The sequence below is a fragment of the Pedobacter sp. N23S346 genome (assembly GCF_048515415.1).
Lineage (GTDB): Bacteria > Bacteroidota > Bacteroidia > Sphingobacteriales > Sphingobacteriaceae > Pedobacter.
This window is the reverse complement of record NZ_JBLYEE010000016.1, coordinates 1-12,669: the sequence shown is the minus strand read 5'-3', so window position 1 is coordinate 12,669 and position 12,669 is coordinate 1. Positions and strand designations below refer to the sequence as shown.

8 protein-coding genes are annotated in these 12,669 nt (G+C 39.9%); 2 read left to right on the top strand and 6 right to left on the bottom strand.

Annotation, left to right across the window (positions count from 1 at the left end):
- The first annotated feature begins 7 nt into the window (after positions 1–7).
- Positions 8–517 carry a nitrate reductase associated protein gene (locus ACN1CD_RS21030; protein ID WP_419132380.1) on the top strand — a complete coding sequence of 170 codons (510 nt, stop codon included), beginning with the start codon at positions 8–10 and terminating at the stop codon, positions 515–517.
- Between the two features lies 1 nt (position 518).
- Positions 519–2,009, top strand: coding sequence for a rubredoxin (locus tag ACN1CD_RS21025; RefSeq protein WP_419132379.1), 1,491 nt, complete (start codon positions 519–521; stop codon positions 2,007–2,009).
- On the opposite strand, the gene mobA is transcribed toward ACN1CD_RS21025, so the two are convergent.
- The 6 genes from mobA to ACN1CD_RS20995 all read right to left on the bottom strand — a co-directional run bounded on the left by mobA (position 1,994) and on the right by ACN1CD_RS20995 (position 11,719).
- Positions 1,994–2,560: a molybdenum cofactor guanylyltransferase gene (mobA, locus tag ACN1CD_RS21020; RefSeq protein ID WP_419132455.1), complete on the bottom strand. Its 567-nt coding sequence runs from the start codon at positions 2,558–2,560 to the stop codon at positions 1,994–1,996. The genes ACN1CD_RS21025 and mobA overlap by 16 nt on opposite strands.
- An 8-nt stretch (positions 2,561–2,568) precedes the next feature.
- On the bottom strand, positions 2,569–3,213 hold the full coding sequence (locus ACN1CD_RS21015; protein WP_419132378.1) for a Crp/Fnr family transcriptional regulator: 645 nt from the start codon (positions 3,211–3,213) through the stop codon (positions 2,569–2,571).
- 1,504 nt (positions 3,214–4,717) lie between these two features.
- Entirely contained in the window at positions 4,718–5,794 is a 1,077-nt protein-coding gene (locus ACN1CD_RS21010; RefSeq protein WP_419132377.1) for a phytase, read from the bottom strand.
- A gap of 1 nt (position 5,795) precedes the next feature.
- Complete coding sequence (locus ACN1CD_RS21005) at positions 5,796–7,055, bottom strand: right-handed parallel beta-helix repeat-containing protein (protein ID WP_419132376.1); 1,260 nt, start codon at positions 7,053–7,055, stop codon at positions 5,796–5,798.
- Positions 7,056–7,077: 22 nt separating this feature from the next.
- Positions 7,078–9,855 carry a TonB-dependent receptor domain-containing protein gene (locus tag ACN1CD_RS21000; protein ID WP_419132375.1) on the bottom strand — a complete coding sequence of 926 codons (2,778 nt, stop codon included), beginning with the start codon at positions 9,853–9,855 and terminating at the stop codon, positions 7,078–7,080.
- A 259-nt stretch (positions 9,856–10,114) separates the two neighbouring features.
- On the bottom strand, positions 10,115–11,719 hold the full coding sequence (locus tag ACN1CD_RS20995; RefSeq protein WP_419132374.1) for a tetratricopeptide repeat protein: 1,605 nt from the start codon (positions 11,717–11,719) through the stop codon (positions 10,115–10,117).
- Positions 11,720–12,669 lie beyond the last annotated feature (950 nt).

Here is a 12,669-nt window from a genome sequence, read left to right as displayed (position 1 = left end):
AAAAAAGATGAGAAGAAACACCAACGCCACGCCTTCTGAATTTATCAACGTACAGGGAATAGAGTACTTCAAATTTGAAGAAGATTTTATGGAAGATAATGTTCGTTGCATCCCAATGGTTGTCCGTTTTAAAATGGATGCTGCCGGCGTGAAACTTAAGCTAAGCGAGTGGAGCAAATTTCATCCGGAGGAAAGGGTAAAACTGGCCTTAATGCCGATTGATCAAAGCGAAGCGGTAGACTATTATCATCAATATTTAATTGCATTAATTGCAAAACATACTGGAAACGCGGCTACAAAACTGGATATAGATACACAACCCGCCTGGGCCAACTTACAGCAGATTCCGGAAATGTTGATGGAAAAATCGAGTGAAATTGAGCTGAATCTTTCTTTAAATCAATGGAAAAGGCTTACTGATATCCAAAGGTTTGCCTTATTAAAACTTTGCAGACCCGGGCATGAAAATAAAAATTTCCCCAAAGCGGTAAAAGAATTTGGATTGTTAATCAACTGATATGCAAGCAATAACAATCATCATTAATTTTCCCGGCGGGATTATCTCTCCCGGAAACCTATATAACATTTTGGTGGCGGCTTCGAAGGCGAAAATCCAATATGTACGGTTTGGCTTGCGGCAACAGTTATTTTTAGATACCATCAGTTACAATGCAGAAACGTTTACCAATGAGCTCGACCGTTTAGCTATTGATTATGAAGTAGACCAGAGCCAGTATCCTAATATCGTAAGCTCCTATCCTGCTGAAGAAATTTTTGTAAGAAATTCATGGCTTACGGAAGGTGTGTATCAGGATGTATTGGAAGCGATTGATTTTAAACCGCGTTTAAAAGTGAACATTTGCGACAATAACCAAAGTTTCACACCGATGTTAACGGGCAATATTAACTGGATTGCTTCGGTTGAAGCGGAACATTACTGGCACCTGGTCATTCGTTTCCCTAAAACCAATGTGGTTTACGAATGGGATCAGCTTTGCTACACAAACAGCATTTCGAAGATAACCAGGCAAATTGAAGCACTCATTACCTCGAACAGTGATGAATTTATCGATAATATTAATGCAAGTGGTGCTGAACTCTTTAAACAGATTCTAACAGATGATTGCATTACAAAAGCAGCAACAAACCGGGCTCCGTCTACGCCGTTTAATCTCCCTTACTATGAAGGGCTTAACCGTTACAACAACAAATACTGGCTTGGAATTTACAGACGAGATGAGTTGTTTAGGGTTACCTTCTTAAAGAAACTTTGTCTGCTTTGTACCGAAACTAAAGTTGGCCAGATTTGCTGTACATCCTGGAAGAGCATTATTATTAAAGGGATCGACGAAAAAGATAAAGCACTTTGGAACAGCCTGCTGGAAGAATTCAACATCAACATGCGGCATGCGGCTAATGAACTGAATTTTCAGATTGAAGATAATTCCACTGAAAGTCTGGACCTTAAAAATTATCTGGTTAAGTACCTGAGTATTGATGACATCCGCACTTACGGCATTTGTTTCGGTATTAAAACCAGGAAAAAAAGTGAAATTTTTAGCAGTATTCTGATTCGCAAACGTTACCTGATTAATTTGCCAGGAATTAAGCTTTTGCCAGTTTACGATATTTTAAGAGCGAAAGATTTTAACCCCAATGAACGAACGGAAGAAATCTTTAGCAGTGGTAACCCAAAAGCGATGCTACCGGAGCAGTTGAGGCGGGTGATTATGAAGTTTTATGTTTTCAGAAAAGAGATTAAACAGGACAAAAAAGTGAGCAATACTCCTGACAAAGAGAAATCTAACCCGATAGCACAAGAAAATCTTTATCAGTGCAGCAAGTGTTTTACCATCTATAGCGAAGCCATTGGGGAGATAGAATCTGGTATTTTACCTCATACGCCATTTGAAAATTTACGTCATGACTATTGCTGTACGGTATGCGAAAGCAGTAAAAATGAGTTTACCAAAGTCACGAAATCGACCGACAATTACGTAATGCCATGAACATTGAAGTTAGTGAAAGCCTTTTCTTCCCCTTCGGGAATCTCGAGTCGATGCACTTTAAGAAGACTCAAAATATGCTTCATGCTGTGTCTGGTTAATTTTTCAGCCTTCAGTTCATTCATAATTTTGATTAAACCTTTTGCTTTATAAATAGCACAAAGCGGTTCCATATTACCTGCATTGACGTAAACAATGGCATCTGCATCTGGTACTTTCTCTTCCGCTGATTGTAAACGACTCAATAAGCTGGTGCTCATTAAGGGAAGGTCGCAGGCTAAAACAAATATATTTTCTGTTGGATATTGAACATGTGTGGATAAAAGTCCCAGCAATGGTCCGGCTATACTAAGAGAAAGGTTATCTGGCAATAGTTGTTCTTTGTTGAAAAATTTTAGATAATCTTTTTCCTGACCGGAATTGATAGACACCTTTACCGGAATACCTAATGCGCTTAATTTTTTGCAAGCAAGCGAAGCCCAATTTTCTTCCATAACAGGAATAAGGCCTTTATCTGTACCCATTCGGGTGCTCTTTCCACCGCAAAAAACCATGCCTATCATTATCTTGTTGCCAGTTCGATTAAGCCAGCTTCATTTAAAATACCTAAGGCTTTGCCATTTACTTTAATAAGCTGTTCTGCTAAAAGTTCGTTCATGGTTCTAAAGACTGTTTCATATGTTGCTCCTGTAAAAGCGGCCAAATCTTGTCGGCTCAGTTCCAGCGATAAAAAACCATCCTGATCCAGACCAAATTGTTCTTTCAATTCAAGCAAAGCTACGGCTAAACGTCCTTTTACTGACATGAGCGCTAAGTTTCTCATTTTCCGCTCAGAAGAATGAAGCTCATCTGCATAAAACATCAGCATGTTGTATGCAAAATCATGATTTACTTTCAGTGTAGTCTTAAAAAATTCGAGGTCCACCACGCAGAAATGGGTGGTTTCTAAAGCGGTAGCAGAGATTGGATAGGCATCGATTTTAGTAGTAATGCCTCGATGACCGAATATTGCACCATCATTGGCAAAGCGGAGAATTAATTCTTTGTCGCCCCATTTTTTATGGATTTTTACATTTCCTGAGGTAACAAAATAAACGCCTTTAACAGGCTCGCCCTCATTAAAAATTGTTTCGCCTTTCTTAGCTATAAAGTTATTTCTATTATTTGCAATTGCAGGGTGCCATTCTGGTAAAGAGAGCTGGCACATGAAACAAGTCTTAAGATCGCAACTGCTATCCTTCTTCATAATTTTTTACGTATCGGGTAAAAGTAATCAATCATGATAGATTTCAATTGTAAAAAATCTATAACTTTCTGGAGTCAAAAGTCCCATAGCTTTATTTCGATTGAAAAAAAAGACGGCCCCTATCCGCCTAGCGGCACCTTTCCCCGGGAGGGAAAGAGCGCAAGACAAAATATTAATCACATCCTGCAACAAGCAACCTGCTATTCCCAACACGCTATCTGCCCCCTGCTCTCCGGCCTAGGAAATGATGGAAGGAGAAGCCGTTGAAATTTTTGTACCAACTCTCAAATACCTCAAACCCAAGGTAGCGCGAACGGCTCCCTAAGATAAATCCTCGCTTAAAACAAAATCGAGCCCTTGCGCTACCGCTCATTAAATTTCGACCCGCTAATCCGACATCAGATCCAAGCCTTGATTTTTGCTTCTTTTCATCAAGGAAAAGAAGAAAGCCATTCGGCGGCCAGCCGAGGCAAGCCAGCGAAGCGGAAAAAGACGGCCCCAATCTGCCTAACGGCACCTTTTCCCTGGAGTGAAAGGGCGCAAGAAAAAAACATTCTTCGCACCTAGTGATCAGCACCTTGCTATTGCCGCCCTGCTCGCTTAAATAATTTCCCCGCAGATTAAGAAGATTTCCGCAGAAGCGAGCGGCAAAAATCTGCGGTAATCATTTAGATCTGCGGGACCTACCTTTGCATTATGCTGGAGGATGAATCTACTAGCAAAATCGTCATTGCTAGGAAGTAAGACGAAGCAATCTTTTTTGAAGATTCTTCAATGGAGATTGCTTCAGCTGATGAAGACCCTACAATGACGGTTTTTCTTTAGGTCCTGAATCAAGTTCAGGATGACGATCGTTTTAACCCACCATTCATGCAAATGCGAAAAAGGGTTCGGTGCTGAACGAAGGTGGTGTATAGAAACGCAGGGATCGCCACCCTGCTCTCCGGCCTAGGAGATGATGGAAGGAGAAGCCGTTGAAATTTTTGCACCCACTTTCAAATACCCGAAACCCAAGGTAGTGCGAACGGCTCCTTAAAATAAATCTTTATTACAAACCAAATCGAGCCCTTGCGCTACCGCTATTTAAATTTCGACGTGCTAATCCAACATCAAAGATCCAAGCCTTGATTTATTCATAAGTTGTTTATGTTTTAAGGTATTCATGAGCTCGCAGAAAAGCTCGGTTTTGCTTCTTTTCATCAAGGAAAAGAAGAAAACCCTTCGGCGGCCAGCCGAGGCAAGCCTGCGCAGCGGAAAAAATGGCCCCTATTCACCTAGCGGTACCTTTCCCCGGGAGGGAAAGGGCGAAAGAAAAAAAATTCTTCTCACCTAGCGATCGACACTATGCTATCGCCACAAAATACAAAATGGTTGGTGAGCCACCATGCCATGGGTTCATTAATAACAAACGCATTAAAAAACACAAATGCTTAGTGAGCCAACAACCACTGGATGGCCGATGCATTTAGCGATTAATATCAAGCTTTTTACCAGCTAAATCTTCCCATCTATAAAAATGAAAAGTTTTATCATCACTCATCGCTACCAGCAACCCATGTTTAAAATCTGCATTTAACGGAACGGAAACCACATCGATCCCATCGGTTTGATTGGCTGCATATTTTATAGTGGTTAACAATGGATGTTGATTAGAAGCATCCGCCTTCCCTGTTCTGCTATACACTTTTAACTGTCTCGCACCCTGATCAGAAACTAAAATATATCCTTTATTACCAGCAGTTTTATAAATGGCAACACCCTCATTATCTACAGCAAAATCGCCCTGACCAAACAATGCCAACTCTTTATTTCCTTTCGCTGGATCTGCATAATATTTGCGTACACCATATTGTTCATCACAGTAATAAACAAAGCCCAACTCATTATCAACAGCTATTGCCTCAATTTCTTTTTTGCCGCTATAGCTTCCAAACTTCCGCACTAAATCAGCTTTAACATTACCCTTTCCATCATCTTTGAGCAAGTATTGCCATAAATAACCACCTTCTTTCGGGCCTGATTTGCGGCCAACAATTACATAAATTTGTCCTTTAGAGTCGGTGTACATCGAAATACCCATAAGATCGCGAAACTCTGCTCCAGTTTCGCCAACGAAAACCGGAATCCCACCGTTATCAACAGGTTTCATATCTGGTAAAGAATAAATTCTCAGTTTATGGGTGAGGCGTTCGGTGGTTACGGCAATATCCGTTTTTTTACCAGCCAGGCTCAGTCCGTAGGCAATATCAACATTATCAGGTCTTTTTAAGCCCTTAACGGTTTTCGACTTGATTGTTTTACCTTTTAAATCAAATACATACAATCCGCCATTGGCATCCTTATCTGTTCCAATTACTAAGGATTTAGCCGGATCTGCCGGGTTAACCCAAATTGCAGGGTCATCGGTATCAAAATCAACAGGTTCTGAAACGTATAATGGTTTGATGGCAGTCACATCTGTCTGCTGTGCTCCGCCATTACAAGAAATGATTAAGATTAACACCGCAACTGCTGCGATGTTGATTAAATTTTTGTTCTTCATTTTATAATTTAATGCCATATGCACCAATAAAAGTTGATGGTGCTGGTGAAGTATAGGTGATGCCGTTTTTCATGACAATACCTGCTTGATGATGACGGGTAAAGTTTGTAATTCCCTTGCCCAGAGCTGGAGAATTACCCTGTAAATGAAAATCCCATGCCGTATTAAAATCTGCATTGGTTACCGCTGTATTTACCGGATAGTTTACAAATTTTGGATCATTTGCACCCGCAGTAGTACCGATCACATCGTTTTTACCGCCAACTATATCGCCTTTTGGCTGAAATTGGTTTACGGTAACCTGATCAAAACCATAGTACCAGTTATTGCTGTATGCAGATCTGGAATCTTCAGGTTTTTTCGGGTCTCTTTTTACACCAAAACGCGTATTAGCGAATAGGTTGTTGTACAAATCAGCACGTACGGTACTTTCCAGCCAAATAGAACCTCCCTTAGCAGTTGGTCTTCTCCAACCTGTATTTACCATCGTATTGTTATAAGCAATAATGTAAGTTTGAGGTGTTTTATCGCCAGTGTTCGAAAGTTTTAAAGCATTGGTATTGGTGCTGTAAATCAGATTATAAGCAATATCTGCCAAACAGCCAGATTTGAAATTCATCGCCTCGCCGCCCGTTACGCCAGTGGTATAAAAAACATTATTGGCGAAAATAATTCTTCCTCCTTCAATATACGTACAATCTTCCTGAAGATTTCTAAACACACTGTTTTGCACCACTAATTTGCCTTTTGCATTGGCGAACCACAAAGCCGGAAGGTTCTCGCCAGCTACAGCTTTATATAATCCCATTTTAACTGAAGTGGAAGCATCTGAAGTAGTAGAACCCGCATATTCGATAATCGTATGATCCAGCACTAACTCTTCGCAGGTTGGCCCGGCTAATATCCCACCCCAAAGTTTTCCGAACTTCTTCTGTGCAGTTTTATAGAATTCATTTACCGTAAATTTAATCGGGTTTTCTGCTGTTCCTAAAGCGTACAAATTACCTTTCACTACAATTTCCGGTTTGGCAACCGTATCCATTAATATGGTTACACCTTCTTCAATAGTGAGCGATTTACCCTCCGGGATAATGATATCGCCCTTTATTACCTGCGTACTTCCTTTTGCCCATACACCAGAAACTTCTCCAATGGCTGAACCATCAACAACGGAAGTATCTACATCAATATTGGCTTTTTCACATCCGGCAAGGGCCAGCACCAAAAGGATGAATAATTTAAAAATCTGATTCGATTTCATATTTTTTGTTTTAAAATTTCGATTAGTTAAACTTATATCTAAAGCCCAGTAAATAACTTTGACCATAGTAATCACTTCTGATCAGTGTACGTCCATCTTTAATCAGATCTTCGCTAATTTTATCATTCTCCGGGTTGGTTCCTTTAATGAATAATTTGGTAGGTGTATTTAAAATGTTGTTTGCTTTAACAAAAACACTGATTCCGCCTTTAAAACGTTTCTCTGCTGATGCATCCATCTGAACAAAGCCTTCCTGCCATAAATCATTGTTTAGGAATTGCGAAACGGTATTAATCCGCGGACCTGTGTAAGCACCAGCTACCTGAGCATCCCAACCCTTTTTAGTGTCTTTAAACAATAACGATAGGTTTCCAATATGTTCAGACTGCCCGTAAAGCGGACGTTCCTGATCAACAGAAAGTGCTTGAATATCACCTGTCGTGGCGTTAATGGTTCTGATGGTTTTTGGCGTGGTGATGCGCGAATGGGTGTAAGTGTAATTTGCTTTTACTCCAATTTTGCTGAAGTATTTAATGTAATCTACCTCAGCACCAAAGTTATTGGCGGTACCAAAGTTCCCAGGTGTGTAATAAATGTCCTGTCCACGAACGGCATCGGCCTGAAATGTATATTCAATTGGGTCCTTAATTTTCTTATAGAATGTACCAATCATTAATTGCTCAGATGCGCCAGGAAAAAGCTCATAACGCAAATCGAAGTTATCGGCCAGGGCACGTCTTAAATTCGGATTTCCACGTTCCTGAAACTCTTCGTTTACTACTCTTCCAGGTACAATTTCGTAAAAACCAGGACGATTAAGTGCCTTGTAATAAGATGCGTGAAGTTGTGCTTTATTGGTTAAAAAATATTTCGCCGTTAAACTTGGTAATACATCGGTGTACACCTGCCCACCTTTTGGAAAAGTTTCGCCTGCCGGGAAAAGCAAATTATATCCCTGATTGGTATGCTCTACTCTTGCGCCGCCAATTAATTCTAGCTTTGCCGAAACATATTTAAACATGGCATAACCTGCACTGATTTTTTCTGAGGCATCATAAGTCAATGGGTTAGCCACTGCGCCGGTTGGATTAGTGACGATTAAATTCAGATCTGTATAGTTCTGAAAATCCACGCCATATAAACGACCAGCATCTGCAGCACCAGGTGCAAGGGTATAATTATTAAAAAAACTGCTCCGTTGTTTATCGCGATACAAACCACCAGCCATTACATCCAGTTTATCCTCTCCAATGTTAAAACGATAGGTCAGATCAAGATAGCCTGCCAAATCTTCATCTGTATTTCGCTCCCACCTGCGGTTTACCGGCGAAGTATTAACTAAACTGGTTCTTCTGCTTTGAAAGTTTTGTTGTAATCCATTCAGACTAATGCTCGTATTATCCGGCACTTCATTTTTTGCCGAAGAGTAAACCGCCGACCATTGTACCAAGAATTTTTCATCAAAAAATTTATGATCGCCATGTAAAGTACTGTTATAAATCTGTTGTTCCGTTAAGCGGCTTCTTGTGTTATAAACCAGTTCTGCATTTCCTGCAACCGGATTGTAAACACTATTGTAAGTAGTAGTTACCGCATCTCTAAGTTGCTGATTTTTAAGATTAACATACACATTGTAAAGTGTTAGCTGGTGATTTTTATTAAAAGCATAATCTACCTTACCGTGCAGACCCGTGCGCTGTTGCTGCTCAGAAAATTCACGGTAACTTTTGCTGGTAATCACTGCATAGGCATCGGTGCCAGTAACCGCATTGTTGTAAAATGTGCTGTTGCTGCCGCGATAAGTGTTCTGATAACTTCCGGCTAAGACCACGCCTAATTTATTATCTAAAAACCGCTGACTTAAAGACAAGCTACCAATAAGATTTGGTGCCGGGCTTTTGTACTTATAATCTAGTGTTCCTTTTGTGAAATCATTTTGAGTAGCGTTATAGCTCTTCCCGTTTAGTTCTGAAGGTGATTTAGCTTGAATCCCCGATGAGTTGAAACTGGCAAATTTGCGATCAAAAAATAACTGGCTGTAACCTGTAGCAAGATTCGCATTTACCTGAAACTTACCTGGCGCATTTTTCATTACCATATTGATTGCACCGCCAATCGCATCACCCTCTAAATTAGGGGTAAGTGTTTTATATACTTCTAAACGATCCAACAGATCGGATGGAAAAAGATCCAGCGGAACATAGCGATACTTATTATCAGGACTTGGAATTTTTACACCGTTTACAAGTGTATAATTGTATCTCTTATCCATCCCCCTCAGAATCGCATATTGTCCATCGCCATTGCTGTTTCGCTCGATTGAAACACCTGAAATCCGTTGCATCACATTCGCCACGGTTAAATCAGGAGATATTTCGATGGATTTCCCCGAAACAATATTCATAATCTGTGTGGCATTTTTTTCCAATCTTCTGGCACCCTGATCAGTTGAACTCACCGGATTTGATTTAATAATTACATCGTCCAGGCTCTTAGAGTCACTTTCCATGTAAAACTTCAGGTGTTCGTTATCTTCCTTCACCACAACAATTGTTTGGGTAATGGTTTTATAAGTAATGTAGCTTACGCTGATTTTGGTACTTCCCATGGCCACCGCCTTAAATTCAAATGTACCATCGAGCCCGGTGTTGGTTACCTGCCGTGGATTTTCCATCACTACCGTTGCACCTACTATGGCTTCCCCGGTTTGCTTGTCGTAAACATGTCCCTTTATTTTTGTGGCGTTGGCTGTGCCCGCACAAATGAGAACGAAAAATAAAATTTGTAACAGTTTATTCATTGTGTTTGGTGTGTCTTTTATTATCGACGGCACAAAGGTGTATCACGAAACCGACACGAAGAAATTACTTGGGTTACATAAAGGCAACACCGTTACTGAAGCCATCAACCAAAAGGCAACATACATACACAATGTACTCATTAACAGTAATTTATTATAATTAAAAAACGCCGTTATGCTTTTATTACCGTTACATTAACAAATTGTTAAGTCGAAAAAAGGATAAAAATTTATGGTCAAACAGCGTAAGCTGTAACGTTTAAAGTGCCTGAATAAATGCTGATAAATTATCACCTTGTGCAAGATTAAGCTTTCTACGCAGCCGATATCTTGAAACCCTCAGGCTATCTGTTGATATACCTAGTAACGTGGCAATATCTGCAGAATCAAGGTTCATTTTAAGCAAAGCGATCAATCTCATATCTGCTGAAGTAAGTGCATTACTGAACTTTTTAAGGTTTTCCAGAAACTGGTGATGGACTTGTTCGAATGCTTGTGTAAACTCTTTCCAATTGCGTTCGTGATTAAAACTTTGATTAATCTCCGTCAGGATTTGATTCATTTGCTTTTTCTGGTCACGCTTATCATCTTTCACCATCAATTGTAAGGTGTTTCTAAGATTTTCGAGAAATTGGTTGTGCTTAATCAGGTTTAAAGTGTGGTTAGAAAGTTCCCTGCTTTTAACTTCCAGTTGTTGCTTTAGATTCTGCTCTTCAAGCTGAAGGTTCTTAAGTTCCAGACTGGTTAAATCATGCTCAATTTCTTTTTGTTTTGCCAGCATCTGCTGATCTTTCAATTTAAAACGTTGCCGGCTGAAGATGACAAAACCCAAAATAACAAGTAGCACAACTACTATGGTAGCCGAAAAAGTAATGATCCTGTTTATTTTTTTATCGTTTTGTAATTTATTAATCTCATCGGTTTTCTTATTTATATCATAGAGCACCTGCAAAAATGCCACCTGCCTGGCGCCATCTTCTGAATATAAATCGATGGTATGTTTGTATCCAAGCTTCACATAATAATAAGCACTATCCATCTGCTTCAATAGCTCGTAGGCTTTTCCTAAATCTCTGCAACAGGAGGCCAATTGATAGATATTGCCCATTTTGTTCGCCAGATTCATCGCGGTTTCTGTTTGTGTAATACTTTCCTGGTACTTGCCTGTTTTCCGTAAAACATCACCCAGATTATTAATCACTTCGATGCTACCAATCTGGTTTTTATCTGCCTGATATAACGTGAGTGACTTTCTGAAATTCAGTTGAGCCAGATCGTACTTTTCGAGATCTTCATATATGCTTCCAATATTTTCATAAATTTTTGCTGTCCCGCTCTTGTCATCAGTTTTTTCGCTCATTTTTAAAGCAATTTTTTGATAATAAAAAGCCCGATCGTAATTCCTGCGCTTTTCGTAAAGCTGACCAATATGGCCGTAAACGGTTGACTGTCCATGCAGATTTTGCAAACGCTGATAGGTTTTCAATGCAGCGGAATAGAACTTAAATGCCTTATCAGGTTGTTTCACATAATAATAAAGCACGCCGATATCTGTTAGGTTTGCAGCAAGCAATAAAGGTTTATCAGACACATTAAAAATTCTATCTGCCTTTAGAAAAAAATCTAAAGATTGCCTGAAGTGTCCCTGACGATAACACACTTTCCCCATCTGTTGCAAACATTTCCCTTCCAAAATTGCATTACCATTTTCTATCGACTGCGCATATATTTTTTTCAACTCAATGAGGGATTCAATTGGTTTCCTGGTTTCGTGATCTAAAAGCGGAAATGCTTCCTCCTCCTGACCATAACCATTTGATAACGAAAGACTGAATAGTAAACAGATACACCAATATTTAAGCATGTTATAGAATAGTTTTTCGGCAAAGAACGGGCTTGAGTGTTAAGTTAAGGTTAAGCAGAAAGCTGAAAGTTAAAAGCTGAAGTGGAAGGCTGAAAATTAATTGAGACCTTTTTAGAATAGTGGTTCATATTGATTTTAGTGGAAATGGGCTGAAGATTCTTCGCTGGCGTTCTGAATGACAGCCCCTATCCGTCTGGCGGCACCTTTCCCCGGATGGGAAAGGGCGTGTAATAAGCATTTTTCGCAGCTAACGATTGAAAAAAATCAATAATATTAAAACATAGGCCCTGAATCAAGTTCAGGATGACGACCGCTTTAACCCATCGTTCATGCAATACCCTAAAGACCTATATTCAAATTAAAAAACATCATAGATCTAATTAAGCACCATGCTATTTCCACCCTGCTATCCGGCATAGGAGATGATGGAAGGAGAAAACGTTAAAGCTTCTGCAAAAACTTTCAAACCACCACTACCCAAGGCAGCGCGTACTCTGCGATTTTTCATCGCGGCTTGTGCTGCCGAAATAAAGCTTTGACGAATTTATCCGACATCAGATCCAAGCCTTGATTTTTTTGTTACTTTTTTGATCAAGCAAAAAAGTAAGAGCCCTTCGGCGGCTAGCCGAGGCAAGCCAGCGCAGCGGAAAAAAGACAGCCCCTATGCGCCTGCCGGCACCTTTCCCCAGATGGGAAAGGGCGCAGGAAAAAGCATTCTTCGCTGCTAACAATTTAAAAAAATTAATAATATTAAAACATAGGTCCTGAATCAAGTTCAGGATGACGACCGCTTTAACCCATCGTTCATGCAATACCCTAAAAGCCTATATTCAAATTAAAAAACATCATAGATCTAATTAAGCACCATGCTATTTCCACCCTGCTATCCGGCATAGGAGATGATGGAAGGAGAAAACGTTAAAGCTTCTGCAAAAACTTTCAAACCACCA